23 protein-coding genes and 1 tRNA gene are annotated in these 25,356 nt (G+C 61.5%); 17 read left to right on the top strand and 7 right to left on the bottom strand.

Annotated elements, in window-relative coordinates; all coding sequences use genetic code 11:
• Positions 1-4 precede the first annotated feature (4 nt).
• The 9 genes from rplI (at position 5) to Q0I65_RS02300 (ending at position 10,889) form a co-directional block, all read left to right on the top strand.
• Positions 5-544 (top strand): 50S ribosomal protein L9, encoded by a 540-nt coding sequence (gene rplI, locus Q0I65_RS02260; RefSeq protein ID WP_296059290.1) that lies wholly within the window; start codon positions 5-7, stop codon positions 542-544.
• Between the two features lie 172 nt (positions 545-716).
• On the top strand, positions 717-2,132 hold the full coding sequence (dnaB, locus tag Q0I65_RS02265; RefSeq protein ID WP_296059292.1) for a replicative DNA helicase: 1,416 nt from the start codon (positions 717-719) through the stop codon (positions 2,130-2,132).
• Between the two features lie 13 nt (positions 2,133-2,145).
• A complete protein-coding gene (locus Q0I65_RS02270; protein WP_296059295.1) occupies positions 2,146-3,420 on the top strand; it encodes a DNA repair exonuclease in 1,275 nt (424 codons plus the stop codon).
• Between the two features lie 8 nt (positions 3,421-3,428).
• Positions 3,429-5,597, top strand: coding sequence for an AAA family ATPase (locus tag Q0I65_RS02275; RefSeq protein ID WP_296059299.1), 2,169 nt, complete (start codon positions 3,429-3,431; stop codon positions 5,595-5,597).
• Positions 5,598-5,677: 80 nt separating this feature from the next.
• Positions 5,678-6,988 carry an adenylosuccinate synthase gene (locus tag Q0I65_RS02280; RefSeq protein WP_296059302.1) on the top strand — a complete coding sequence of 437 codons (1,311 nt, stop codon included), beginning with the start codon at positions 5,678-5,680 and terminating at the stop codon, positions 6,986-6,988.
• A 278-nt stretch (positions 6,989-7,266) separates the two neighbouring features.
• Positions 7,267-8,559 (top strand): phosphoribosylamine--glycine ligase, encoded by a 1,293-nt coding sequence (purD, locus tag Q0I65_RS02285; RefSeq protein ID WP_296059305.1) that lies wholly within the window; start codon positions 7,267-7,269, stop codon positions 8,557-8,559.
• A gap of 40 nt (positions 8,560-8,599) precedes the next feature.
• Complete coding sequence (locus Q0I65_RS02290; protein ID WP_296059307.1) at positions 8,600-9,910, top strand: coproporphyrinogen III oxidase family protein; 1,311 nt, start codon at positions 8,600-8,602, stop codon at positions 9,908-9,910.
• A gap of 227 nt (positions 9,911-10,137) precedes the next feature.
• Positions 10,138-10,725, top strand: coding sequence for an A24 family peptidase (locus Q0I65_RS02295; protein WP_296059310.1), 588 nt, complete (start codon positions 10,138-10,140; stop codon positions 10,723-10,725).
• An 88-nt stretch (positions 10,726-10,813) separates the two neighbouring features.
• Positions 10,814-10,889, top strand: a tRNA-Phe gene (locus tag Q0I65_RS02300).
• Between the two features lie 122 nt (positions 10,890-11,011).
• On the opposite strand, the gene Q0I65_RS02305 is transcribed toward Q0I65_RS02300, so the two are convergent.
• Both Q0I65_RS02305 and Q0I65_RS02310 read right to left on the bottom strand, forming a co-directional pair.
• Positions 11,012-11,986 carry an FAD:protein FMN transferase gene (locus Q0I65_RS02305; protein ID WP_296059313.1) on the bottom strand — a complete coding sequence of 325 codons (975 nt, stop codon included), beginning with the start codon at positions 11,984-11,986 and terminating at the stop codon, positions 11,012-11,014.
• A gap of 1 nt (position 11,987) precedes the next feature.
• A complete protein-coding gene (locus Q0I65_RS02310) occupies positions 11,988-12,146 on the bottom strand; it encodes a hypothetical protein (protein ID WP_296059315.1) in 159 nt (52 codons plus the stop codon).
• A 178-nt stretch (positions 12,147-12,324) separates the two neighbouring features.
• Here Q0I65_RS02310 and Q0I65_RS02315 point away from each other — a divergent pair, with 178 nt between their 5' ends.
• The gene (locus tag Q0I65_RS02315) at positions 12,325-13,668 is read left to right on the top strand and encodes a (Fe-S)-binding protein (RefSeq protein ID WP_296059317.1); all 1,344 of its coding nucleotides are present in this window, start codon (positions 12,325-12,327) and stop codon (positions 13,666-13,668) included.
• A 438-nt stretch (positions 13,669-14,106) separates the two neighbouring features.
• On the opposite strand, the gene Q0I65_RS02320 is transcribed toward Q0I65_RS02315, so the two are convergent.
• Positions 14,107-14,571, bottom strand: a complete 465-nt coding sequence (locus Q0I65_RS02320; RefSeq protein ID WP_296059318.1) for a hypothetical protein — start codon at positions 14,569-14,571, stop codon at positions 14,107-14,109.
• 126 nt (positions 14,572-14,697) lie between these two features.
• Here Q0I65_RS02320 and Q0I65_RS02325 point away from each other — a divergent pair, with 126 nt between their 5' ends.
• Both Q0I65_RS02325 and nikR read left to right on the top strand, forming a co-directional pair.
• A complete protein-coding gene (locus tag Q0I65_RS02325; RefSeq protein WP_296059321.1) occupies positions 14,698-14,952 on the top strand; it encodes a dynein gamma chain protein in 255 nt (84 codons plus the stop codon).
• 12 nt (positions 14,953-14,964) lie between these two features.
• On the top strand, positions 14,965-15,387 hold the full coding sequence (gene nikR / locus Q0I65_RS02330) for a nickel-responsive transcriptional regulator NikR (RefSeq protein ID WP_158049136.1): 423 nt from the start codon (positions 14,965-14,967) through the stop codon (positions 15,385-15,387).
• Positions 15,388-15,513: 126 nt separating this feature from the next.
• Here nikR and Q0I65_RS02335 read toward each other — a convergent pair whose 3' ends face one another.
• The 4 genes from Q0I65_RS02335 to Q0I65_RS02350 form a co-directional block, all read right to left on the bottom strand.
• Positions 15,514-16,221, bottom strand: a complete 708-nt coding sequence (locus Q0I65_RS02335; RefSeq protein WP_296059326.1) for a DUF5714 domain-containing protein — start codon at positions 16,219-16,221, stop codon at positions 15,514-15,516.
• Positions 16,222-16,249: 28 nt separating this feature from the next.
• Positions 16,250-17,257: an ABC transporter permease subunit gene (locus Q0I65_RS02340; protein ID WP_296059328.1), complete on the bottom strand. Its 1,008-nt coding sequence runs from the start codon at positions 17,255-17,257 to the stop codon at positions 16,250-16,252.
• A complete protein-coding gene (locus Q0I65_RS02345) occupies positions 17,257-18,045 on the bottom strand; it encodes an ABC transporter ATP-binding protein (RefSeq protein WP_296059330.1) in 789 nt (262 codons plus the stop codon). The genes Q0I65_RS02340 and Q0I65_RS02345 overlap by 1 nt, the downstream gene beginning before the upstream one ends.
• A gap of 76 nt (positions 18,046-18,121) precedes the next feature.
• Positions 18,122-19,297, bottom strand: a complete 1,176-nt coding sequence (locus Q0I65_RS02350) for an ABC transporter substrate-binding protein (protein WP_296059334.1) — start codon at positions 19,295-19,297, stop codon at positions 18,122-18,124.
• 309 nt (positions 19,298-19,606) lie between these two features.
• Here Q0I65_RS02350 and Q0I65_RS02355 point away from each other — a divergent pair, with 309 nt between their 5' ends.
• The 5 genes from Q0I65_RS02355 to Q0I65_RS02375 all read left to right on the top strand — a co-directional run bounded on the left by Q0I65_RS02355 (position 19,607) and on the right by Q0I65_RS02375 (position 25,356).
• Complete coding sequence (locus tag Q0I65_RS02355) at positions 19,607-20,650, top strand: methyltransferase domain-containing protein (protein WP_296059336.1); 1,044 nt, start codon at positions 19,607-19,609, stop codon at positions 20,648-20,650.
• Positions 20,651-20,779: 129 nt separating this feature from the next.
• The gene (locus Q0I65_RS02360; protein ID WP_296059339.1) at positions 20,780-21,547 is read left to right on the top strand and encodes a DUF2703 domain-containing protein; all 768 of its coding nucleotides are present in this window, start codon (positions 20,780-20,782) and stop codon (positions 21,545-21,547) included.
• 189 nt (positions 21,548-21,736) lie between these two features.
• The gene (locus Q0I65_RS02365; protein WP_296059342.1) at positions 21,737-22,816 is read left to right on the top strand and encodes a PhnD/SsuA/transferrin family substrate-binding protein; all 1,080 of its coding nucleotides are present in this window, start codon (positions 21,737-21,739) and stop codon (positions 22,814-22,816) included.
• Positions 22,817-22,867: 51 nt separating this feature from the next.
• Positions 22,868-23,653 (top strand): phosphonate ABC transporter ATP-binding protein, encoded by a 786-nt coding sequence (phnC, locus tag Q0I65_RS02370; RefSeq protein ID WP_296059345.1) that lies wholly within the window; start codon positions 22,868-22,870, stop codon positions 23,651-23,653.
• Entirely contained in the window at positions 23,653-25,356 is a 1,704-nt protein-coding gene (locus tag Q0I65_RS02375; protein ID WP_296059347.1) for an ABC transporter permease subunit, read from the top strand. The genes phnC and Q0I65_RS02375 overlap by 1 nt, the downstream gene beginning before the upstream one ends.

Consider the following 25,356-nt stretch of genomic DNA (forward strand, 5'->3'; position numbering starts at 1 on the left):
TACCATGAAAGTCATTCTGCTTAAAGAACTGAAAGGCAGGGGCGGCGAAGGCGACGTTATCGAAGTTGCCAATGGTTACGCCAACAATTACCTGCTGACCCAGGGCTACGCCATCAAGGCGACCAAGGGCAACCTCAAGCAGCTCGAGCAGCGCAAGCACAACATCGCTAAGCGCGAGGAGACTCGCCTTGCCGACGCTGAGGCCATGCGCGCCAAGCTCGATGGTGCAACTGTCAAGGTTCTTGCCAACGTTGGCGAAGAGGGCCAGCTGTTCGGCTCCGTCACCTCTTCGATCGTCGCCGACGCAATCGAGGAGAACCTTGGCGTCGAGGTCGACCGTCGTCGTGTAGAGCTTGGCAACCCGATTAAGGTTGCCGGTGAGCATGCCGTCGCTATTTCCATCTATCGCGACATCAAGGCCACCGTTACCGTGAACGTCGTGAGCGACAAGGCTGTCGAGGCTCCGGAAGAGGAAGAGGCTGTCGAGGCTCCCGCCGAGGAAGCAGCTGCTCCCGCTGAAGAGACCGAGGCTGCTGCCGAATAGCGCATCGCACATTGCGAACACGCTTATTTCGAGACCCCTTGCCCGTTTGGGCGAGGGGTTTCTTGGTGTTTGGGGTACCTCTCGCCGAGAGCGCTCGCGGTGGGGTAAGATACAACGGTTAAACGAATCCTCGAAGACGCTCATCAACGCACCCAGAAGGAAGCCATCGCATATGCCCGACAACCGCTCCAACACCCCGCGCAACCCAGATTTTGCGCCGCAGTCAACGCCGCAGAACAGACCATTGCCCCAGAACATCGAAGCGGAGCAATCCGTTCTGGCGGCATGCATGCTCGACGCCGAGGCCGTCGAGGAGCTGGTGTTGAAGCTGAAGCCCGAGAATTTCTTCCGCCCTGCTCATCGCATCATCTTCGAGGCGATATGCGACCTGAACATCCGCCGCATCCCCATCGACCAGATTTCGCTTGCCGACACGCTCAACGCGTCGGGGCAGCTCGAGGCGATCGGCGGCAAGGCGTACCTCGTCGACCTTGCGGACAACACGTTTGCGCTCACCAACTGGCAAAACCATGCCGACATCGTGAAGCGCACGGCCATCCTGCGTGAGCTCATCTTCGCGTCTGCGCAGATCAACGCGCTTGCTTACGATGCCCCCGACGACCTGAACGAGGTCGTGGAGACCGCCGAGAAAACACTCTTCAACGTCACGGAGAAGCGCGTGTCTTCGACGTTCGCACGCGTCGACACCCTGCTCACCGAGGCGTTCGAGGAAATCACGAAGCTCGCTGAGCAGAAAAGCCACATGGCGGGCGTTCCGACGGGCTTCAAGGACGCAGACGACCTCTTCCACGGCTTGCGTGCGGGCGACCTGGTCATCCTTGCTGCAAGGCCCGGCGTCGGCAAGACGTCGTTCGCGCTGAACCTCGCCGTGAACGCGGCGAAGGCGGGGACGTCGGTCGCCTTCTTCTCCTTGGAAATGTCCGCAAGCCAGCTTATGCAGCGTATCCTGTGTGCCGAGGCGCGCGTGAGCCTCTCGAAGATCCGCGGCGGCTTCATCGCCGAAGGGGATTGGGGCGCCATCGCCGATGCATCGAACGCGCTCTCGAAGCTCGATATGTACATCGACGACTCGCCGGGCCTGTCCATCCTGGAAGCTCGCGCGAAGGCGCGCCGCGAATTGCGCCATGCGCAGGGAAACGGCCTGATCATCGTTGACTACCTGCAGCTCATGCAGCCCCCGCAAACGCGCCGCGACGGCAATCGCGCCGTTGAGGTCGGCGAGATTTCCCGCGGCCTTAAGATCCTCGCGAAGGAGATGGGCATGCCCGTTATCGCCCTCTCGCAGCTCTCCCGTGCCGTCGAGATGCGAGGCAAGAAGCGTCCCATGCTTTCCGACCTGCGCGAATCGGGCTCCATCGAGCAGGACGCCGACATCGTCATGTTCATCGACCGAAGCATGAACGAGGAAGAGGGCGAAAGCGACGACCGTCCCGATTGGGGCACGGCGGAGCTGATCGTCGCCAAGCACCGCAACGGCCCGACGCGCGACATCCCGCTCGCCTTCAACGCCGAGTACACGCGCTTCATGGACCTCATCGACGACTCGCGCGTCGGCGGATACGCATAAGGGGCGGCTTCCGATGGCGGAGCGCCTGACATTCATCCATGCTGCCGACCTTCATATCGGGGCGCCCTTTCGCGGCCTTCGAGCCTTATCCGAGCGTTGGGCGAGCCGTCTCGTCGAGGCAATTCCCGAAGCGTACGAGCGCGTGGTTTCCGCCGCCATCGACAATCGCGTCGACTTCGTGGTGATCGCCGGCGACATCTTCGACACGGCGCGACCGTCCTATGCCGACTACCTCACGTTTTTCGATGGCCTCTCGCGCCTCGACGCCGAGGGCATTCCTGTGTACATCTGCACAGGAAACCACGACCCCTATACCACCTGGCAGCGCGACCTGTTCAACCTGCCGGGCAACGTGACCATGTTCTCCGCCGACAAGCCGAGCTTTGCGCTTTACCGTCGGGATGGCAAGCCCGTGTGCGTGCTCGGCGGGCGCGGCTACTACAACCAGACATGGCCTGCCGATGTCTGCATCGCCGAGGGTGTCACGCGCGCTGCCGCGAACGAGGCCCTTGGGGAAGACGCCGCCTCGGCACCTTTCGGTGTCGGCGTGATCCATACCGGGCTCGATCTCGATTCGAACAAGGCGCCCGTGTCGCCCGCGAAGCTTTTGCGCGCGGGGTTCGACTACTGGGCGCTCGGACACGTTCACAAGCGCCTGCTCTACACCGACGAGAATCCACGCCTCGCGTTTTCCGGCTGTATCCAGGGGCGCGACATCAAGGAGACGGGGCCGCGCGGCGTGAACCTGGTCACGCTCGAGGAGGGGCGCCGCAACGTGGTCGAGTTCGTCCCCACCGCAAGCGTCGTTTGGCAGCGCATGAAGGTGGACATTTCGGAGTGCGTCACGGTTCCCGATGTATCCGACCTGGTCACGCGCGAGCTTTTCCGCGTGAACGGCAAGGCGCACTGCGGGGAGATGTGCACGCGCATCGTGCTTTGCGGCACGACGCCCCTGCATGAGGTGCTCAAGCGCCCCGGGCTGGTCGACGATCTGCGCAACCAGATCAACGATTCCCACCCAGAGTTCTTCTGCGACGCGCTTATCGACAAGACGCGTCGGCCCTTTGACCGCGAAGCGGCGCGCCGCGAGGGGATGTTCCCTGCGGTGTTCCTCGGCGTTGCCGAATCGATGCGCGAAGACGAGGCCGGCGAGGCGGCGTTTCTCCAGGACGAGTTCCTGAAGAGCAACGTCGCGCTGCCGAGCGCCCTCGTGCAGAGTATCCCGACGCTTGCCGAAGAGGCGCAAGACCTGGTCATCGACCTTTTGTGCGGAGGTGACGACCAATGAGGCCCTTCTTGAAGCACATCAAGATGGAAAGCTTCGGCGCGTTTTCCGGTAAGGTCGTCGGCCCCTTCGGGCCCCATTTGAACGTGGTCTTCGGCCCGAACGAGGCGGGCAAGACGACGACCGCGTCGTTTGTCCGCGGAGTACTCTTCGGCTGGGAAGAGGCGCGCGGGGTCCGCAACACCTACAAGCCGCAGGCGGCCGACCGCGCGGGCTCGCTGTTCTTCGACGACGGCGAAGGCGGCGAGATCGAGCTTTCCCGAAGCCGCAATGCGGAAGGCCTCAAGGGCGACGCCTCCCTCGTGCACGATATCGACCGCGAGACGTTCTCTACCATGTTCTCGCTCACCAGCGACGAGCTGCGCCGCCTGCGCAACACCACCGACGTCACGGCGCGCCTGCTCACAGCGGGGTCTGGTACGGGGACATCCCCCGCGCACGCGCTCTCCGTGGTGCAAGGGCGCCTTGCTGCCTGCACGTCGCGCGCCGCAAGTGCCGAGGAGTCGCTTGTGAACCTGGGATCGCAGCTCGCGGACGCGAAAGAGGAGATGGCCCGCGCCGCCGAGGTAGCCGAGAGCCTGCGTCGCAAGGACAAGGAATTCCACGAGATGGAGCCCGAGCGCGAGTCGCTCAGCGCGCGCCTGTCGAAGCTGAACGCGCGCATCGAGGAGCTCACCGCATGCCGCGCGCGCATTGAGAAGCTCGCGGCGGAGCGCGAGGAAATCACCGAGGAGCACGCGCGCCTTGTCGAGGAGCAAACGCAGGCGGCGCTCGCGAAGCGGCGCGGGAGGCATGCGCTCCCTCGCGAGCTTATGGTCATGACTGCGGCCGAGGACCGTGAGTTGCGCGATCGGATCGACGCCTTCGGCGACCGGGAATCGAAGTGCTCGCACAGCGTTGAGCTGGCAAAATCGAATTACGCTGCATCGAAGGCGGCCTACGAGGTGCGCCTAGAGGCACCCGACACGCGCGAGATGGAGCTGCGCGCCCGCCATCAGCGCACGGCACAGGTGGTGCTCTCCATTGCGCTGCCGCTTGTGTTCGTCGGGTCTGGTGTCCCCCTTGTGGTACATGGGCGCGAAATCTCGAGCCTGTCGTTCATGGCGCTCGGTTTGGGTTTGGTCGCCATGGCGGTCTTTCTCGCTGCGGGAGCGCTTGTGATGCTGTTCCGCCCGAGCAAGGAACAAGAAGCGCGAAAGGCCGAGCTCCAAAGTGCGCAATGGGTCATGTTGCAGGACAAGAAGAAATACGAGTCATGCCTTGCCGAGCAGGAGGCGCTCTCGGGGGAGATTCGCGCGTTTCTCGAGAGCCGCGGGCTGGGTGAGGCTTCGTCGAACCTGCGCCGTGCGCGGACGATCCTCGACGAGGCGAAAGACGCTCGCGGCGACATGGCCTTGCTCCAGCAGCGCTCCCAAGCGCTCACTGCGCGCCTGACCTCGCTCGAAGAGAAGATTGCGCGCAATGCCGATGCGCTTGCGAGCGCCTACACGCAGGCGCATCTGCCGAGCGAGAACGCGACGCTTGCGGCGCTCGACGCGAAGATCGCGCGCAAGGTTTCGCAGCGCACTAACCTCATGGAGGCCTTCGAGAGTACGAACCGAGCGTACGGCGAGCTCAAGCAAGAGCTTGCGGCGGCGCATGGCGAGCATACGCTCGACGAAGTCCGCATGACCTACCAGCAGATTCGCACGCGCTACAACGAGTCGCTGCAAACTTTCGCGAGGCTTCTTCTCGCCCGTCGCATGCTCGAGATGGCGATATCCTCTTGGGAGAGCAAAAGCCAGCCCGAGGTGTATGCGCAGGCGAGCGAGCTCATGTCGCTTATGACCGAGGGTCGCTGGGTGCGCGTGTACATGACCGCCGACGGTCATCTGCGCGTTGTCGACTCCGTTCATACCGAGCGCGATCCGGTCCATCTCTCGCTCGGCACGTGCCAGCAGCTCTATCTCAGCTTGCGCATCGCGCTTCTGCTCGCCGCCGACAACGTGGGCCGCGCGATTCCCATCCTCGCCGATGATATTCTCGTGAACTTCGACTCCCGCCGCCGCCGCGGGGCCGCGCGTGCCTTGGCCGAGCTCGCGAAGACGCGCCAAGTCATTATGTTCACCTGTCACGAAGAGGTCGTTTCCGTTCTGCGCGAAGTTAGTGACGCTACCAACGTCATCGAACTCGCTGTGTAACCCATACCTTATAATGCAAGGGTTGCAGGAAGAATGCCGATCGGCCTCGCTCGCGCGGGGCGACGAAAGGATGAACGCTCATGCCCAGTACAGTTCTCGTCGGTGCCCAATGGGGCGACGAAGGCAAGGGTAAAATCACCGACCTCATTGCGAGCAAGTACGACTACGTCGTGCGCTACCAGGGTGGAAACAACGCAGGACACACCGTTATTCACGGTGACAAGAAACTGGCGCTGCACCTGATGCCCTCGGGCGTCATGTACGAGAACGCCATTCCCGTCATCGGCAACGGCGTCGTCGTCGACCCGGGCGTGCTCGTGAAGGAAATGGCGATGCTTCAGGCCGAGGGCATTTCGTGCAAGAACCTGAAGATCAGCTGCGATGCGCATGTCATCATGCCGTGGCACAAAGACCTCGACGGCGCCGACGAGAAGAGCCTCGGCGAGCACAAGATCGGTACCACCAAGCGAGGCATCGGCCCGTGCTACCAGGACAAAGCTGCTCGCAAGGGCATCCGCATCCAGGATCTGTTCGACGAGAAGATCTTCCGCCTGAAGGTCGAGACCGCACTCAAACAGAAGAATCCCGTCCTGAGCAAGATCTACGGCCTCCACACCTACACGGTCGAGGAAATCTGCGAGGAGTATCTGCCTTACGCGCGCATCCTGAAGCCCTACATGGCTGAAACTGCCCACATGCTCAACAGCGCGCTGCGCGAGGGCAAGTCGGTGCTGTTCGAGGGCGCGCAGGGCACGTTGCTCGACATCGATCACGGCACCTACCCCTATGTGACCTCCTCTTCTTGCTGCGCGGGCGGCGCGGCGACGGGCTCGGGCGTGGGCCCTGTGAACATCGACCGCGTGCTCGGTATCGAGAAGGCCTACGTGACACGCGTTGGCGGCGGCCCGTTCCCCACTGAGCAGCGTTTCCCTGAAGACGGCGGTGTGGGCGAAGAGGCCGAAACTGGCGAGCTTCTGTGCTCCGTGGGCCACGAATACGGCGTGACCACCGGCCGCAAGCGCCGCTGCGGCTGGTTTGACGCGGTCATCGCGCGCTACGCCGCGGAGGTCAACGGCCTCACTGATGTGGCGCTGACCAAGCTCGATGTGCTTTCCGCCTTCGACACCATCAAGGTGTGCGTGGCCTACGAATGTAACGGCAAGCGCTATGACTACTTCCCCATGCAGCAAAGCGTGCTGTTCCACGCGAAGCCCATCTACGAGGAGCTTCCTGGCTGGAAGGGCGAGGACATCACGGCGTGCAAGTCCTTCGAGGAGCTGCCCGAGAATGCACAGAAATACGTCGAGCATCTCGAGGAGATCACGGGTGTGAAGATCTCGATCGTGGCCGTCGGTCCCGATCGCGACCAGACCATCATGCGCGGTTGGTAGGCTATGGGTTTCGCGGGCCTTACGGCCCGCGAAACGAGTCGACGCTGCGCGCGGCTCTGGCGGCGCAGCTGGCGCTCCAAAGGTTTCTTGCGTACCTTAAAGTACGCGTCGAAATCTTTTCACGCCATCTGCACTCGACAGAGCTACGCTCGCTGACTTTTGTTCGACCTGCGGGTTTTGGCTGTTTGGCCTGCGTATGTGGTTAGCCCGCGGCTTTGCAGTTCGGCTCGCGAGCTTTCCTTGCTTGTATTTGGCGAACCTGAGAGAAAGGGTTTGTTGTGAACATTTTGGTGCTTGGCAGTGGCGGTCGAGAGCATGCGATCGCTTGGGCGCTTTCCAAGTCGCCTCAGTGCGATGAGCTGTTCGTTGCCCCTGGTAACGGCGGCACGGCTGCGGTTGCGACCAACGTCGACGACGTCGATATGATGAGCGGCTCGTCCGTGCTTTCCTTCGTGCGTGAGCACGGTGTCGACCTTGTGGTCATAGGCCCCGAGGCCCCGCTCGTCGCGGGCGTTGCCGACGAGCTGCGCGACGCGGGCATCTCGGTCTTCGGCCCCGATGCCGCAGGCGCGCTGCTCGAGGGAAGCAAGGCGCACAGCAAGGCGTTCATGGAGAAGAACGACATCCCCACGGCGGCGTACGCCACCTTCGATTCGTGTGATCCCGCGATCGCCTACATTCGCGAGCAGGGCGCTCCCATCGTGGTGAAGGCCGACGGTCTGGCGGCCGGCAAGGGCGTCGTCGTCGCTTCGACGGTAGAAGAAGCCGAGGACGCTGTTCGCGAGTGCTTCGACGGCAAGTTCGGCGATGCTGGCAAGACCGTCCTTATCGAGGAGTGCATGACGGGGCCGGAATGCTCGCTGCTTGCCTTCGTGGCAAACGGCAAGGCGTTTCCCATGGCTCCTGCTCAGGACCACAAGCGTGCGTTCGATGGCGACGAGGGCCCGAACACGGGCGGTATGGGCGTCTACTCGCCCGTGCCCATCGTGACCGACGAGGAGATGGCATCCATGGTGGCCATCATGGACAAGGCCGCAGCTGCCACGGCGGCAACCGACGACGCGCGCGACTATCGTGGCGTGCTCTACGGCGGCTTCATGCTGACCCCCGCGGGGCCGAAGATCGTGGAGTTCAACGTGCGCTTCGGCGATCCCGAGACGCAGGTGATACTTCCTCGCCTGAAGACCGACCTGGTCGATGTGATGTGCGCCGTGGCCGAGGGCCGCGTCGACGATTTGTCGCTCGAATGGGCCGACGAATGGGCGGTGTGCGTCGTCCTTGCGAGCGCCGGGTATCCGGGCGCCTACGAGAAGGGCAAGGTCATCCTGGGGATCGACGAGGCCGAGGCGCTCGACGGCGTGTCGGTCTTCCATGCGGGCACCAGCCACAATGCCGACGGCGAGCTTGTCACGGCAGGCGGGCGCGTGCTCAACGTGGTGGCGCTCGGCAAGACCTTCGAGGAGGCCCGCGAGCGTGCTTACGCCGCCTGCGACCTCATCAGCTTCGAGGGCAAGCAGTTCCGCACCGACATCGGCGCGAAGGCCGCGCGCGGCCGTTCCGCCTGGGAATAAGGGCGTTACGAAGGCGAAATAGCAGGGAAGAAGTTAGAATATGCTTTCTGAACGAATGCTGAGCACGGTGGTTCGCGCGTGCTCGAACCAATATCTGAAGCTCACGCCGACCGACGATGCGAAGGTCGTTCCGCCGAAACCCGGGCAGCGCTACATGCTCTATATGCACGTTCCGTTCTGCGAGCGCCTGTGCCCGTATTGCTCGTTCAACCGATTCCCGTTCAAGGAAGAGCGCGCGAAACCCTATTTCGCCAACATGCGCAAAGAGATGATGATGCTCAAGGACTTGGGCTACGATTTTGAGAGCGTCTACATCGGCGGGGGCACGCCCACCATCATGATCGACGAGCTGTGCGAGACGATCGATATGGCGCGCGAGAACTTCTCCATTAAGGAAGTGTCGTCCGAGACCAATCCGAATCATCTTATTCCGAGTTATCTCGAGAAGCTGAAAGGGCGCGTCGATCGCCTTTCCGTCGGCGTGCAGAGCTTCGACGACGGGCTGCTCAAGCAGATGGATCGCTACGAAAAGTACGGCTGCGGCCAGGAGATCATGGAACGCATTCAAGAGGCGAGCCCGTATTTCGTGTCCATGAACGCCGACATGATCTTCAACTTCCCGGCGCAAACCGAGGACATCCTGATCAACGACATCGAGCGCGTAATCGAAAGCGGCGCGAGCCAGACCACGTTCTACCCGCTCATGGCGTCGCCGAGCGTACAGCGCTCGCTTGCGCGCACGGTGGGCAAGGTTGACTACAAGCGCGAGCAGCGTTTCTACGAGATCATCTGCGAGCTTCTGATCGGCGGTGACAAGCCGCTGTTCGAGAACGGCAGCGCATGGACGTTCAACCGCCTGGGCACGGGTGCCGCGGGCGAGGACGCGATGATCGACGAGTACGTGGTCGACTACGAGGAGTACCCGGCAATCGGTTCGGGCGGCATCACGTATCTCGGCGAGAACATGTATGTGAACACCTTTTCCGTCAGCCAGTACAACGAGAAGATCGAAAGCGGTCGCATGTCCATCATGGGCAAAACGCACTTCTCCAAGCACGACCGCATGCGCTACCGCTTCATGATGCAGCTGTTCGGCCTTCGCTTGGACAAGAAGCAGTTCAAGAAGGATTTCGGCTGCTCGATCGAGGCCGGCCTTCCCGCTGAGATGGCGTTCATGACTGCGGCGGGGGCGTTCGCCACCAACAACGACGAGGAAATCACGCTGACGCCGAAGGGCCGCTATCTCATGGTGGTCATGATGCGCCAGTTCTTCATCGGCGTGAACAACCTGCGCGATCAGGCGCGCGCGGCGCTTCCGGGCGAGGAGAAGGAGCTTCTGTTCGGCTGCTAGCGTCGATTTGAACGGCCGCGTGGAGCATAACCGGTAGTTGGTGGTCAACTGAGCGAGTTGTGCACTGGTTTGCGAGGCGGAACCTCAGGAAAAGCGCGTCGGCGTTTGCCTTTTCCTGGGGTTTTACTTTTGTTTGGCACGAATCGCGGTAAACAAGGTTCGAAAAACGTCGCATAGCTCTTCCAGTTGTCCACCAAGTCGCAGTACTCCTACAGAAAGAGAGCCCGATGAGCGTATCAGTCGTCCTTGGCAACGCCCCCGCGTATGCGGGTGGGGCGTCGTTCGCGCTCTTTTTGGTGCTGCTAACCTGGGCGAGCGCGATCGACCTGCGCGAGAGGCGGATTCCCAACAAGCTAGTGATAGCGATGGCGGCGCTTTGGCTTGCCGTGCGCGTTCTGCTTGCTGTGATGGTGGCCGCCTGCTCTGCCGGCGCCTTCGGCGTGGACGCGCAAATGGGGAATGCGGCGTCAGCTGCGTCCGTCGCGGCGATGAGAGTATCCCCCTTCGGCCTGACGCTTGGCGACGGGCTTGTGGGGGCGCTTGTGCTCGGGGGTGGCTCGCTTGCGGTCTCGATCGCGTTCGAGGGCTTAGCCCAGCGCCCTTCCATGGGAGGCGGGGACATCAAGTTGCTTGCGGTGGTCGGACTGTTCCTGGGCTGGGAACGGGGGCTGTGGTGCCTGTTCGCGGCGTGTCTCGTCGTCCTCGTGATGCAGGTGGTCTCGCGTTTTCGCGAAGGCGGGAAGGGAATCGGCTCCCAGACGTTCCCGTTTGCCCCGGCGATTCTCGTGGGCGTCGTGATAGCTTCACTACTTTGAAAAAAGCTATTGACGCGCTTTGCCATTTGCCATAAAATACTATCTTGCGTTTGCTCGAACGGATTCTCCGCGAAAGGCAAGCACATATGGTCAGGTAGCTCAGTTGGTAGAGCAGCGGACTGAAAATCCGCGTGCCGAGGGTTCAAGTCCCCCTCTGACCACCATAAACTCAAGGCCCCGCTTCGGCGGGGTCTTTTGCATTTCAGGCTTTTCCGCTTTCTCCCCGATTCAATTGAACACCCCCGAGCGGAACGAGAGGGGTGAAATTCAGCGTCGGCGGGCTCTGCTACGATTCAAGCACGTCCCCGTTGCGGGTGACGAAAATCGCCTTGCGGATGGCGGGGTGTTCTCGCGTGAAGGCGAGCCCTCGCGTGGTGCCGAGTGCGAGCAAGGTGGTGGAATACCCCTCGGCGTCGATCGACCGGTCGGCGATAACGGTTGCTCCTGCAGCATCGGTTTCCACGGGCATCCCCGTTTCGGGTGAGAGGATATGGTGGTAGAACTTTCCATCCACCTCGCAGCAACGCTCGTAGATGCCGCTCGTCACCGCGGACGCGTCGCGAAGCGGCACCGCTCCCACGATGGCGCCCTCGTTGCGGGGGTCGCGGATTCCGATGTTCCACGCTGCGCCGCCGGGCTTTTCCCCGTGCGCTACCACGTTGCCTCCCAAGTTGATGAGGAAGTTCTCCAGCCCCACTTCGACCAGGGCGTTCGTGAACTTGTCGGCGATCCAGCCCTTGGCGATGCCTCCGACGTCGACCGCAGCTTGTGGGTCGGTGAGCTGGGCGAAATGGCGCCCGCCTTCTTCCCGTACGCGGACCCCGCGCCAGTCGACATGGGCGACGGCTTCGCGAAGCTCATCCTGCAAGGGAATGATCGCGCGCCGCAGGTCCCACAGTTGCACGGCAGCGCCCATTGTGATGTCGAAGCGCCCGTCGCTGTCGGCGCAGTAGGAAAGCGCGCACTCCAAAAGGTCGGCCGTGTCGCGCGAAATCTCGACAGGGGTGCCTTCCGCCCTGTTCAGACGTGAAATATCGGAATGGGGAAGCGTTCTTGAGAAGAGCCGCTCGAACCTGCGCGCCCCCTTGCGTACGCGTTCGAATGCAGCGAGGCAGGCTTGCTCGGGCGCGAACGTCTGCAGCGTGATTGCGGTGTTGAACGCGAGGAAGCGCTGCGTGACCATGCCCGCCTCGTTGGGGCCGCTCGTGTCGAGGAAGTCCTCTTGCGGGATCGCGTCTTGGGTGATGCCTGCTTCGTTCATGCTATGCGCGCTCCTTGCGGTGCTCGACGGCGAGGGAAAGCGTCGGCTCGCGGGTTCCCTTCGCAATCTCGACGGCATCTTCGCCTTCTTCCGAAAGCTCGCAGCCTGCAGCTGCCAGGCAACATGCGAAAACGACTGCCTTGTTTGTGATTCTATCCATGGCTGCATGGTAGCAAACTCTCGTGCCCATTTGCCCCGCGCTGTCGTTCGGGTTCGTTACCTATCCTTTCGCGAGATTGCTCCACTCTCGTGGCGTTTCTTCGTATGCTTCGGGTTTCTTGTGCGCTACACTGTTCCCCATGAAAACGGGGCAATTCAAACAAACGAGGGTGCGGAAATTGACCGCAGACGAGCTGGCCGAGATCGACCAGGCGGCTTCTCCTGCGCTCAGCATGCTTTCACGCTGGGCAAACAAGAAGATGCAGTGCGCGCATTGCAAGCGTTGCACGCTTCGCTGCGAGGTGCTCAAGGAACCTGGCCTCGATGTGGGCACGGTTCAGGAAGCGTACGACCGCATTATGTCCCTTCCCGCTGACGAGCGTCCCGCCGCGGTGGCCGAGCTCATGCAGTCGAACTACGACATGTACCACGCGCTTCGCCGCTGCTGTTTCTGTGGTTACTGCACGGCGGACTGCGCGGTTCACATGCTCGCCCCCGACCGTATGCGTGACTGGCGCGAGCTGTTCATGCAATCGGGGCTCTACCAGCCCGAAAAGCTCACGATGGTCGACAACGAATGGCACATCTTCAGCGCCTACCGTGCCATCTTCGGCATCGGATATCCCGAAATCGTCGCACTGCGCGATGCGGCGGCATACGAGCCGGGAACGTTCGACACGGTGTTTTTCCCTGGGTGCTCGCTGGTGAGCTACGCGCCCGATCTGACCCGCCGTGTGGGCGAATGGCTTACCGCTGCGGGATTTAAATGGTGCATGTCCGATGACTGCTGCGGAAGTCCGCTCATGAGCGCGGGCTTCTTCGACCGCGCCGCGGCGCATCGCGAGAAGATCTTCGAGCAGATAAAAGCCGCGGGCATCACGCGCATGGTAACCGTTTGCCCTGGTTGCGGTGAGGAATTCGCCGAGCTTATGGCCGACGACATCGATATTATCCCGCTGCCCGAGCTCATCTTGGAGCGCGGTCGCGAAATGGAACGCACGGCGGGGGTCGCACTGCGCGCCGATGGCATGCCGGAAGACGTTGACGCGGCGGTTCGTGCAGCGGGCCTTTCCCCTTCGAGCGTGCCTTCCGTCACCGTGTTCGACTCATGCCACGACCGCCATGACGGGCGCCATGGCCGGGCGATTCGCGGCGTGCTGCGTCGCTATATGCCGCAGGTCGAGATTCGTGAGATGGACGAGCGCCGCAAGCAGACGCTGTGCTGCGGGGCGGGCGGCGCCGTTGCAGGCTACGACCCCGACATTACGAAGCGCCGCGTCATGCGCGTGGTTGACGAAGCCCGCTCAACGGGCGCGAACACGCTTGTCACCATGTGCCCCACCTGCACGTACACCATCGCGCAGGAGAACCTGTCCGCAGCGCCCGAGCGCGTGATCGACAGCCATAACTATCTGGAGCTGTTCTTCGGGCAAACTATCGACTGGGCGGTCGTCTTCGACCAGCTTGGCTCCATGTGGACGGGCGAATACGGTCCGTGGCTGAACGCCACGTTCTTCTCGTAAGGAACCTTCGGAATTCGCATCGACCTCTCTGTAAGGTTAACGGGCTTCGAGGGCCGAAGCGTTCTGCGATTTGCGGAACGCTTCGGTCTGATGTGTTCTATATTTTATCAAGGATAAATATATTCTTGACGTGGAATAATCGAAGGGCTATTCTTCTAATCGTTCCAAAGATTTCTCCTCACTCCACTCGTCCGAGAACAAGGCCGCCTCCCCCGCGGCCTTTTCTCGTTTCCGGGGATGATTTGCGCGGCGCGGCGAGGTCATGCCGTGGCGGGCGCGCGAGGGTGAGAGTGGCGCGCAGGTCGCGAGGCTCGCGAGTGGCGCGCAGGTCGCGGGGCGCGGTGAGGTCGCGCCGTGGCGGGCGCGGGATGCGCGCGAGGGACGCGAGTGACGACCAGGTTGCGAGGCGCGCAGCCTCGCGCACTGGTCGGTCTTCTCCTATTTCCCCAGGCGGGGAAGCTTCTTGAACAGCGCCCAGGCGCGCTGCTTTCCCTCGGGGGTCTCAAGCATGCTCTCCAAATCCCGAAACGCCACGGCGTCGCGGCAGAAGATGCGGCTGGCCTCGTCGACAGGGACGTTTTGCCGATAAGCGCGCGCGAGCCGGGCCGCTGCGGCGGCATCCGTCGCCACGATCGCAAGCGGGTCGATTCCTTCCACAAGGGTGAACAGGTCGACATCGCCGAGCGGGATATCGTCGACGGCGAGGGTCACGAAGGCCAGCGCGCCGCCGTAGCCGAGGGCGGCCATCGAGCTTTCGAGGGCATGCTGCGCTGCCTCGCTTGCCTTGCGTGAGCCGATTGCGCAAGCGAGCGTCGTGCGCGATCCCGACACGTAGTCGGCGTACAGGTCCCAAACGAGGCTGCCGTTCGCCTCATAAATGTTACTTCTTGTGGATTCTTTCACATCAATCCCCCATTGGGTGGCTTGAAGGGGTATACCTGAACCCATGATAGCAAGAAACAAAGTGCCGGGTTTGCGATTATGCGCGAGGTGCGCCTATTCGCCCGACGCGATGAAGGAGGCTGTTTTATGTGCACGAACGGTATTAACACGGGTCAATTCTCCCAGATGATCGATCAGATCGACGATCACATCAAGCTGGAGCGCCGCTGGGCCCATACGCTTGCCCACCAGGCGGGCGATGCCGGCTTTGCGCAGACGAACGAGAAGCTTCACAACGTGCAGGCGCTGCTCGACGATGTGCGCGCCATGCTCGACGAGGCGAAAGACGCGCTCGAGGACGACGCGGAAAACGCTCCTGGTGTCACCGTCAACCTCGTGTAAGCGGCGCGCATCATGAGCAATGACCTCATGCGCTTCTCGGTGGCGATGCCCGAGGAGCTTTTGATGCGCTTCGACCAGCTGGTCGCTCGCCGTGGTTTGGCGAAGAACCGCAGCGAAGTGGTGCGCGACCTGGTGCGCGATGCGCTCGTCGAGGACGAGTGCGCGACGCCTGGCGTGGAGGTGATGGGCACGCTGACGATCGTGTTCGACCATCATGCGTCGGATGTGCAGGAGAAGCTGCACAACATCCAGCACGACTACTTCGGCAACATCGTGTCCACGCTCCATGTGCATCTCGACCAGCATCATTGCCTGGAAGTGGTGATTCTGCGCGGCGAGACTGGGCTCGTGCAGACCATCGCGAACCTGATCCTTGGCACGAAGGGCGTGAAGAACGGGCGACTGGTCCTCACCACTGCGGGCGAAGGATTGTAGAGGGCCTTTCGCGAAAGGCCCCGCAAAGGGTTCCCGCAAGGAGCTCTCTGCGAAGGAAAAAGACGCGAGAAGCGCCCAGGTGAGCGGCCTATTCGGTCGCAGCCTGGGCGCTTCGTTGCGTTCGCGCTAGTCTTTGGCGGGGAAATATGGGCAGCCTTCCTTGAGGCACTCGGCGTTTCTCGTGTAGAACGCGCAGGTCACCTTTTCAGGCACCTCCATTTCCACACCGTGCATCTCCTTGGCGAAGGCGACGCCCTCGAGGATTGCCGTGAATCCCGTGCGCTTGCAGCAGCGCGGGCCTCCCAAATCGGCGAGCTTCCCCAAGATACGCGAGGTCAGGCGCTGCGTTTGCGCCCAGGGGTCGCGCGTCATGGGCGTCGACCCGGAAACGATCGACCACCACTGCCCGGCGCTCGTCGCGGCGCCGCATGTGCCCCAGAACCCGCAGGTGCCGCCTGGCACGAGAAGTGAGCGCTTCTGTAGCTCGGCGAGCGCTTTCTCCAAGTCGATGTCGCCGCCGGCGTTTCTGTAGGCGGCCATGAGCGAGGCCCCGATGAGCGTGTGGTGCTCAGGCCCGTTCGGGTAGATCGACTTGTCGCTCATGATCTTCTGCGCGATGCGGATGGGGCTCTTCGAGTCGGTCTCGCGGCATACGGCCATGATGTGCTCGACCCCGCCCGCGCGATGGCACGCGTCGCACACGTAGTGGCCTTCGACGCAGACGGAATGCCCCGTCTCCTTCTTACCGCAAATCTGGCAGGTGACGTCCTGCGCCTCCTTGAAGTAGGTAAGCGGCTCCCCGCACACCAGGCAAATTCCTTTTCCTGCTGACATACCTCTCCTCTCTTTCGCCTCAACCAGGCTAGCTCCACTTCACCGTCTTGCGAACGAGAAGCCCCACCAGGAAGTCCAAAATGGTGACAACGATTCCAACCATGATAATGCCCGCGACGACGTTCGTGTAGTTCGCGTAGTTCGTGTAGTTGATGACGAAGTACCCAAGCCCGCTCGTGGCGCCGTACATCTCGGCCATGACCAGCATCAACATGGCGGTCGGCAGCTGCGTTTTCAGCCCGGTCGCAACCGTGGGGTACAGATACGGCAGAAGGACCCGGAAAATCATCGTGGGCGTGGAGAGACCCATCATGCGCGCCGAGTCGATGATGTGCTTGTCGAGGGACTCCACGCGTAGGATGGTGTTCAAAAGCGTCGGCCAGAAGATGCCGAGGAAGATAACGGCGACGGCCGCGGCCTTAAACGAGGGCAGAAGCATCACGAGATACGGCGCGAACACGATGGCCGGCACGGGTGCGAGCACGTGAGCGATGGGGTAGACCGCTTCGCGCACCTTGGGCATCCAGCCCACGAACAGCCCGATGATGTTGCCGGCGATAAGCGAGGTGATGAAGCCCTCTGTGAGCAGGATCATCGATGACGTTACGTTCTTGAGGAGCTCCTCCCATCGTGTGGGGAACACGGCGAACACGTTCTCGGGGTTGGGGATGAGCACCGGGTGCGTGAGCTTTAGGTCGGTCGATACGGTTTCCCAAACGATGAGCAGCAAAAACACGACGATCACGATGTGGCACGTCGAGCGCTTCCGCCCGCCTGCGAAGTAGCGCCACAAGAAGAGCGCCTCGATGATCGCCGCGGCGATGTAGAAGGGGACGCTTGTCTTCGGGTGGATCTTGCCAGGGATCGCGATTGCCGCGAGAAGCGCCAGGAACAACACGTTCGCCAGGACAAACGACACGGTAAGCACCTGACGTGCGCGGCTTTTGGCCGGGGTGGGCGCAGGGGTCGCGGTGCGTGCGACCTCGCACCCGACGGCACGTGCACCGTCTGCGGTGGGCTTTCTCCCGAATGGCATCAGCGGTCCTCCTTTCCCGTTGCGGTGACATCGAACAGCTCCATGACCTCGCGTTTGATGTCGTGCAGTCGCGCATCTTCAACGATGGCATCGGCTGTGCGGGCGCGGTCTTTCGGCAAGATGAATTCACGCGTGATGTGGCGGGGCTCCATGAACACGATGCGGTCGGCGAGAATAAGCGCCTCGTCGATGTCGTGCGTCACGAAGACCGCCGTCTTGCAACAGCCTTCGCCTTCGTTCCACAGGCGCAGCAGCAGCTCCTGCAGCTTGCCACGGATGAGCGGGTCGAGCGCCCCGAAGGGCTCGTCGAGCAGCATCGTTGGCGCGTCGATGCCCAGTGCGCGGGCGATCGCCACGCGCTGGCGCATGCCGCCCGAGAGCTGAAAGGGGTAGCGATTCGCGGCGTCTTCCATGCCTACCTGGGCAAGCAGTTCGAGCGCACGCACCTTCGCCTGCTCCTTGGAGATGCCCTTGTTCGTCTGGCGGATCGAGAACGTGACATTCTTAAGGGCGGTCTGCCAGGGGAACAGGGAATAACTCTGGAACACGATCGACCGGTCGGGGCCGGGCCCTGAAACGGGGGTGCCGTTGATGAGGATTTCTCCCGAAGTTGGCATCGACAAGCCTGCGAGCAGGGACAACAGCGTCGACTTACCGCACCCCGAATGGCCGATGAGGCATACGAACTCGCCGTCGTCGATTTCCAGATTGACGTTTTCGAGCGCTAAATACGACTCGTTGCCGTCGACGTAGGAATAGCTGACGTTCTTGAATGAGATGGCAGGCATGGGGTCCTCGCGATACCGGATGGAAAAGACGCGCGCCCGCGAGGCGGGCCGCGGGCGCGCGTTGGGGGGAAGGTGATTAGATGCCGAGCGTGTTGTGCTTCTCGTATTCGGCGGCGAGTTTCTCGTAGAAGTCCTTGTTCTCGCCGCGCTCGATAAGTGCATCGAGCGCTGTCTTGTAGATGGTGGAGTCCATGTGCTCGACGATGAGCTCCTTGTTGGTGTCGTCGATGTCGCCGTTGTCGATCATATCGCCGTAGAACGCCTTCACGTCGTCGGTGTAGGGGTCCATCTCGAACTTCATCGCGGCAACGTAGTCGCCCTTGCCGTACGTGATGTTCTCGATGTACTCCTCGGGCTGGCCGGAGTACTCGACGATGGTCGCGATGGTCCCCGCGTGGTCGCTTTCAATGTCGTAGAGGGCGCGCAGGTTGGCGATCTCGAACTTGATGAGCGCCGAACGCTTCTCCTCGAACGCCTTGCGGTTCGTGGTCTGGCGGCAGCAGGGGAACTCCTTGCCCGTCAGCTCGTTGGGGCGGAACGCCACGGCGCATTTGCCGCCCTGCGTGGCGACGTAGCCGTAGCCGCTGTTCACGAAGCACATGTCGATCTCGCCGTTTTCAACTGCGGCAACTTCGGCAGCGGAGCTTTCCAGCAGGATGAATTCCACGTCTTTGCCGTCCTCGATGCCGTTTTGGCGCAGCCAGCTCTTGGTGATCATGTGGCCGGTCTCCATGCGGAAGCAGCCGATCTTCTTCCCCTTGAAGTCTTCCGGCTTCTTGTAGGAGTCCTTGTTCTCGATAAGCGTGACGCACTCGGAGCCGTCGGCGACGGTGCCGCCGAAGATGACCAGGTCATCGCCCTGTCCGATATAGGTGCAGGAAGGGATGGAGCCGAAGGGGAGCACGTCGGCGGTGCCGTTGGAGAGCGCAGGCATTGCCTCGGGGAAGCCGCCCGACACGGTCTGCGTGGCGACGTTGAGCTTCTCCTCCTCGTAGTAGCCCTTCTTGAGGGCCAAGATGATGGCGGCGATTTTCGAGTCCTTGCCCAAAAGCACGATGTTGAGGTCTTCGGTGTCGGCCGAAATCGTGTTGTCGTACTTGCTTTCGGGGGCGTCGGTTTTCGCCTCGGACTTGTCCTCGGTTTTCTGCTCGCTTGCACATCCGCCGAGAGCGGCGATGCCTGCAAGTGCGCCCGCGGCTGCGGCGCCCTTGACGAAGGTACGGCGAGAAAGGTTGTCGATGAGCTGGGCCATGCGGTTCCTCCTTGACTTGGTGGGATGTCCCCTATAAAGACGTGATTCACATATAGCACATAATCCAGTATTGGATACAGGACAATGCTTCGAAATGTCACTTTTTTTCTTGAACAGATAGCGAATGAACTGGGAAAACTCTAGCGAGTAGCTCGGAATTACTAACCTTGCTAAACATACTTAAACAGTCGGGATAAATCTGATTTCGGCTGAATGGCGGCTATAAGGCAATTGACAATAATTGCATCGTAAGCGTATGGTTTGGCAATAGCCTAGCGGTAGCCTAGGATTAACAAGAAAGGTGAGAACATGGGCGATATTCGCGAACAGGTCAAGGAATACTACAGCAAGATGTCCATCGACAACGGTGGTGAGATGGCAACTCATACCTGCAGCTGCGGCACCGACAGCTTGCCCCAGTACATCAAGGATGTCTTAGCCGAGATCCCCGAGGAAATCACCTCGCGCTTCTATGGTTGCGGAAGCCCGCTTCCGCCGGCGCTTGAAGGATGCACCGTGCTCGACCTGGGCTGCGGCACTGGTCGCGACGTCTATCTGGCGAGCAAGCTCGTCGGCCCCGAGGGTAAGGTTATCGGCGTCGACATGAACCCCGATCAGCTTGCGTTCGCCAAGAGCCATCGGGCTGAAATGGCCGCGAAGTTCTACGACAACGTAGAGCTCATCGAAAGCTACATCGAAGACCTCTCCGCAATTCCCGACGGATCGGTCGATGTGGTCATCTCAAACTGCGTCATCAACCTCTCGCCTATGAAGGAGCAGGTCTTCAAGGAGATTTGGCGCGTGCTCAAGATTGGCGGGGAGCTGTACTTCGCCGACATTTTCGCTGATCGCCGCATTCCGAAGGAAATCAACGAGAACCCGCTTCTTCTGGGCGAGTGCTTGGGTGGCGCGATGTACATTGAGGACTTCCGTCGCATGATGGCGCGCGTGGGCTGGGTCGACTTCCGCTATATGAGCTCGTCGGCGGCCAGCATCGACAACCCCGAGGTCGAGGCGCTCGTGGGCAACATCCAGTTCAGCTCGCGCACCGTCCGCGCGTTCAAGTTGCCCGATACGCTGGAGGACATTTGCGAGCAATACGGCCAGACGGCGATCTACCGCGGAGGCATCGAGGGCTGCGAGAACTACTTCGACCTGGACGATCATCACCGCTTCTTCAAGGATTTGCGCCTCGATGTGTGCGGCAACTCTTGCAGCTACGTGCAGGATACCCGTTTCGGCAAGTACTTCGAGATCTTCGGCGATCGCTCTATCCATTTCGGCCCCTATGAGGGCTGCGGCAACGCCCCCTCGGTTGACGGCGGCGGCTGCTGCGGTGGTGGTTGCTGCTAGCGAGTGCGGGCTGGCCTCTTCCCGCTCCTGTTGTTTACCTGCCAACGCGTCGGCGGGCCGTGCCCTGCCGCGCGTTCTGGCGTATGATGGGGCAAACTGAGAAATCGCTTCATCCACGAAGGGGGATTCATGTCCAAGAAGGAAAAGAAGCAGAAGCTGGGAAAACTCGCTCAGGCGGCGAAGCGCGCCAGAAAGGGCAAGGCGTCGGCTGACGAGTGCTCGTGCGGCCAGCCCACCGAGCGCGCGATCGTCGCGTTCGATCAGTGGCAGCCCTCGCCCGTGCCCGCCGCGGAGTCGGCGACGCTTCCGCCCTATAGCTCGGATGCGTCTTACAGCTGCTCCGACGATGCCTACGCCGGGCGCAAGAAAACAGTTGTCGTCGACTTTTTGTACCTCGATCTTACGGTGTGCGAGCGCTGCCAGGGTGCTGACAAGCGCGTCGAGCGCGCGGTCGAGCTGTGCCGCCCGGTGCTTGCTGCATGCGGCTACGACATCACGCTGAACTCGGTAAACGTCGATAGCGAATGGCTCGCCGAGCAGTATAGCTTCTATAGCTCGCCGACCGTTCGCGTGAACAACGTCGACATCTGCCCCTCTATCGAGGAGAACGACTGCGACTGCTGCAGCGACATCGCCAACTACGATGTCAAGTGCCGCCTGTTCCCGTTCAACGGCACGTACTACGAGGTGCCGCCGACGGATTTGCTCGTGCGCGGCATCATGGAAGTCGTGCTCCAAGGCCGCACGGCCGAGCCTGGTGCCGACAAGCCCTACGAGCTGCCCGAGAACCTTGCTGGGTTCTTCGCTGGCAAGCGCAAAAAGGACGCGGAGAATCGTGCTGAGCAGGGCGAGAGCTGCTGCGGGGACGGCGACGAGTCCTCTTCTTCGAGCTGCTGATAGGCAGCCTGCAGGCGGTCGCCTGCAAAGAGCTCGTTATGCATTGTTTCGCGCAGATAAAAGACAATACATAGCATTAGATTTAGTCTATTACTTTCAATAAATGTAGTAGAATAAGCGTTAACAATGCGGGTGCGCAGTTGATGTGCACCCGCGCTGCATCTTTAGGGAAAGTAAGGAAGGACGAAAATGGAACTCAACCTCAATCGCCGCCAGTTCGTCGCGGCGGGAACCGTTGCTGCGATGGGCGCTATGGCCGGTTTGGCAGGGTGCTCCTCGAACGATTCCAAGACTGAAGCCAAGACCGACGACAAGAAGGTCGAAGCCCCCGAAAAGCTCGTGTTCGCGTGGGAGCCGGGCGCGTCGGAGGGCAAGTACGAGAACATGCGTGACCTCATCGCCGAAGCGATGGCCGAGGGCGCGGGCGTGCCGTGCGAGCCTATGACCACCACCGACTACAACGTGTGCATCGAGGCCGTGAACTCGGGCAAGGCCCACTACGCCTCGCTCGGTGCCAAGGAGTACGTCGAGCTCCACAAGAAAAACCCTGCAGTCGAGGTGGCCTGGGTCCTCTCCGACGGGGAAGGCAAGCTGAACCAGGTTTCCTACCATTCCCAGATTCTCGTGCTCGACGAGAACGCTGACAAGTACAAAAAGGGCGACTCCTACGAGCTTTCGCAGGACGCCATGAAGGGCAAGAACATGTCCTGGGTCGAGCTTTCCTCGACTTCGGGCTACGTCATTCCCTCGATCGCGCTCGCGACCGAGTTCGGCATCTCCGACTCCGAGGAGCTCGGCGAGTCGGGCAAGTTCTTCAACACGGTGCTCTTCGGCGGCAGCCATGTGAACTCCATCTACAACGTGCTCACCGGCGACGCCGACTTCTGCGCGTGCGATGACACCGGCGCCGCGAACAACTACAACGTCATCGAGGGCGAAAACGGCGAGCTCGGCGCGGTCTACGAGATCAAATCCGGCCTTGAGGCCCCGCTCGACAAGTACGCAGGTGTGAAGCTGCGCTGCGTGTCGTCCCTGCCCGTTCCGGCCGTTCCCTTCGTCGTGAACACCGATTACGTTCCCGAGGACATGAACAAGAAGGTCGTCGACTACATGTGCTCCGACGCGGTCTCCGGCAACAAGGAGCTGTTCAAGGACCCGAAGGACAAGGACACCGTGACCAAGTGGAAGCAGACCACGGGCAAGGTCACCTTCACCCCTGCCGACGACTCCTATTACGACGACTTCCGCAAGCTCATCGGCGAGGAATAGCGCTCCATGCCGCATACTGGGTGGCATGACTGAAAGGGAAAGGAGGCGCCGATGGGTGCGACTGAGACATTGCTCCAGGTCGAGGGGCTGACGAAAAGCTACGATGGTTCCTTGAAGGCACTCGAAGACGTCTCCTTCTCCTTGAATCGCGGGGAGTTCGTCTCCCTTATCGGCAGCTCGGGGGCGGGCAAGTCCACGCTTTTGCGCTGCATCAACCGCCTGATCGACCCGACTTCCGGCTCCGTCGTGTTCGATGGTCGGGAAACGACGTCGGCGCGCGGCCGCGCGCTGCGCGAGATTCGCCGCCGCATGGCGATGGTGTTTCAGGGGTACAACCTGGTCTATCGGTCGACGGCAATCGAGAACGTTCTTCAGGGCCGTCTTGGTTACAAGAATTCCCTCACGGGCGCTCTCAGCATATTCACGGAAGAGGAAAAGCGCGCTGCATTCGACGCCCTCGAGCGCGTGGGGCTCGGGTGCTGCGCGTACATGCGCGCCGACCAGCTTTCAGGCGGGCAGAAGCAGCGTGTCGGCATCGCCCGCGCGTTGGTGCAGGACCCGCTGCTCATCTTGGCCGACGAGCCCATCGCAAGCCTCGACCCGAAATCGTCGAGAACGGTGATGGAGCATCTGCGCTGGGCCGCAGACGAGCGGGGAATCGCCTGCTTGGTAAGCCTTCATCAGGTGGAATACGCGCTCGAGTTCTCCGATCGCATCATCGCGGTGTCGGACGGCAAGCTCGTTTTCGACGGGGCCCCGGATGATTTGACCCCAAGCATCATCGCGTCGGTCTATGGCGAGGAGGATCCCTCGAGCTCGACTGCGGAGTGCTGCTGATGGCTCTTCTCAAGAAGCGCGGATGCGCCAGTTGCCAGCCGGCTGGTGAACCGCTCGCAGACGAGGGGAAGGCGTCGCCCGACCCGCTGTTCTTCCCGAAACGACACGCGTCCTATGCGGGCATTCTCGTCGCCTTCCTCGCGGTGACCTTCGTCGCGGGTGGCCACATCGATTTCAGCTTCCTCGATGCGGCCAAGGACTTCCCTGGCGGCTTCGTGTGGTTCATCGAGCAGTTCATGCCGAACGCCAAGGCGTTCGACCAGATGGGGAAGATCACTTCCGCGCTCGCCATGACCATCTTAGACGCCATCGCCGCAGGCACGCTTGCCGCTATCATCGCGTTTGTCCTGGCCGTCATCGCCTCGCGTGTATCGGGGGTCGGCGGCCCTGTTCAGATGGTCATCCGCGCGTTTGCGACGGTGCTGCGCAACATCCCGACCGTCGCATGGGGCTTCATACTGCTCTTCTCTTTCAAACAGGCGGAATTCACCGGTTTTCTGGCGCTGTTCTTCAAGAGCCTCGGTTTCCTGACGCGCGCCTTCATCGAGACGATCGATGAGGCGGATGCGGGATCGATCGAGGCGCTCAAGGCAACGGGGGCGTCAAAACTCCAGATCATCGTGCACGGTGTCTTCCCGTTAAGCCTGACGCAGGTGGTGAGCTGGGTTCTCTATATGATCGAGACGAACTTCCGAGACGCGACGCTCGTCGGCATGCTCACGGGCACGGGAATCGGGTTCGTGTTCAACTGGTATTACCGTACGTTCAAATATCCCACGGCCGGGCTCGTCATCATCTGCATCGCCGTGGCGGTGATCGTCGTCGAGGCGGTTTCCAACTACGTGCGTCGCCGCATCGGCGCGCCCGACGGCCATTCAGGCGAGATGCGCGCCTCGCGCGGGAAGATCAAGGTGCGCGTTCGCACGACCTCGGGCACCGTGCTCGCCGTGCTTGTCGCCTTCCTCGCCGTCGCGACGACCTACACGATGGTGAACATGGGCTACGGCTCTGCAGACACGATGCAGGCGGCGTCCGATCTGGTCGAGTACTTCAAGCTCATGTTCCTCTCCCCTTACCTTTCGAACTACACCTGGGCCGACATGTTCGAGGGGCTTGCCGTCACCCTCTGCATCGCGGTGCTGGCGACGGCGGGCGGTGCGCTCATTGCGCTCGTGCTGTCGCTCTTTGCGGCGAGCAACCTATCGAACAAGCTTTTGAGCAACATCATCAAGACCGTGATGGCCGTCATCCGTTCGGTTCCTACGATTATTTGGGTGCTCGTGTTCACCGTTGCCATCGGGCTTGGCTCCGAGGCCGCCGTGATCGGCATGATGTTCCACACCGTTTCCTTCCTGACGAAGGCGTTCTCCGAGGCGTTCGAGGAGGTCGACCGGGGCTCCCTTGAGGCCCTCAAGGCGACGGGCGCGACGTGGTGGCAGCAGGTTGCGCGCGGCGTGTTCCCCGACAAGCTCAACGAGATACTGTCGTGGGTGTTCATCCGATTCGAGAACAACTTCGTCGGAGCGGTCACCGTCGGCGCCATCGCGGGCTCGGGCGGCATCGGTTACTATCTCTACATCGTTGCGAACTACATGTTCAACTGGCACGAGATGGGGCTCATCATCTATCTCTGCCTTGCCGTGTCAGTCACGTTGGAAATCATCGCCACGCAGCTGCGCAAGCGCTTCATCGTGCATCGCTAG

The organism is uncultured Ellagibacter sp., from assembly GCF_934643285.1.
GTDB lineage: Bacteria > Actinomycetota > Coriobacteriia > Coriobacteriales > Eggerthellaceae > Ellagibacter.

What these genes read in the sequence shown, in the direction of transcription:
- Q0I65_RS02375 (WP_296059347.1), top strand. Translation starts at nt 23,653, where the DNA reads ATGGCTCTTCTCAAGAAGCGCGGATGCGCCAGTTGCCAGCCGGCTGGT.
- Q0I65_RS02280 (WP_296059302.1), top strand. Translation starts at nt 5,678, where the DNA reads ATGCCCAGTACAGTTCTCGTCGGTGCCCAATGGGGCGACGAAGGCAAG.
- Q0I65_RS02335 (WP_296059326.1), bottom strand. Translation starts at nt 16,221, where the DNA reads ATGTCAGCAGGAAAAGGAATTTGCCTGGTGTGCGGGGAGCCGCTTACC.
- rplI (WP_296059290.1), top strand. Translation starts at nt 5, where the DNA reads ATGAAAGTCATTCTGCTTAAAGAACTGAAAGGCAGGGGCGGCGAAGGC.
- Q0I65_RS02295 (WP_296059310.1), top strand. Translation starts at nt 10,138, where the DNA reads ATGAGCGTATCAGTCGTCCTTGGCAACGCCCCCGCGTATGCGGGTGGG.
- Q0I65_RS02360 (WP_296059339.1), top strand. Translation starts at nt 20,780, where the DNA reads ATGTCCAAGAAGGAAAAGAAGCAGAAGCTGGGAAAACTCGCTCAGGCG.
- dnaB (WP_296059292.1), top strand. Translation starts at nt 717, where the DNA reads ATGCCCGACAACCGCTCCAACACCCCGCGCAACCCAGATTTTGCGCCG.
- Q0I65_RS02355 (WP_296059336.1), top strand. Translation starts at nt 19,607, where the DNA reads ATGGGCGATATTCGCGAACAGGTCAAGGAATACTACAGCAAGATGTCC.
- Q0I65_RS02345 (WP_296059330.1), bottom strand. Translation starts at nt 18,045, where the DNA reads ATGCCTGCCATCTCATTCAAGAACGTCAGCTATTCCTACGTCGACGGC.
- Q0I65_RS02310 (WP_296059315.1), bottom strand. Translation starts at nt 12,146, where the DNA reads ATGGATAGAATCACAAACAAGGCAGTCGTTTTCGCATGTTGCCTGGCA.
- phnC (WP_296059345.1), top strand. Translation starts at nt 22,868, where the DNA reads ATGGGTGCGACTGAGACATTGCTCCAGGTCGAGGGGCTGACGAAAAGC.
- Q0I65_RS02325 (WP_296059321.1), top strand. Translation starts at nt 14,698, where the DNA reads ATGTGCACGAACGGTATTAACACGGGTCAATTCTCCCAGATGATCGAT.
- Q0I65_RS02305 (WP_296059313.1), bottom strand. Translation starts at nt 11,986, where the DNA reads ATGAACGAAGCAGGCATCACCCAAGACGCGATCCCGCAAGAGGACTTC.
- Q0I65_RS02365 (WP_296059342.1), top strand. Translation starts at nt 21,737, where the DNA reads ATGGAACTCAACCTCAATCGCCGCCAGTTCGTCGCGGCGGGAACCGTT.
- Q0I65_RS02290 (WP_296059307.1), top strand. Translation starts at nt 8,600, where the DNA reads ATGCTTTCTGAACGAATGCTGAGCACGGTGGTTCGCGCGTGCTCGAAC.
- Q0I65_RS02340 (WP_296059328.1), bottom strand. Translation starts at nt 17,257, where the DNA reads ATGCCATTCGGGAGAAAGCCCACCGCAGACGGTGCACGTGCCGTCGGG.
- nikR (WP_158049136.1), top strand. Translation starts at nt 14,965, where the DNA reads ATGAGCAATGACCTCATGCGCTTCTCGGTGGCGATGCCCGAGGAGCTT.
- Q0I65_RS02270 (WP_296059295.1), top strand. Translation starts at nt 2,146, where the DNA reads ATGGCGGAGCGCCTGACATTCATCCATGCTGCCGACCTTCATATCGGG.
- Q0I65_RS02350 (WP_296059334.1), bottom strand. Translation starts at nt 19,297, where the DNA reads ATGGCCCAGCTCATCGACAACCTTTCTCGCCGTACCTTCGTCAAGGGC.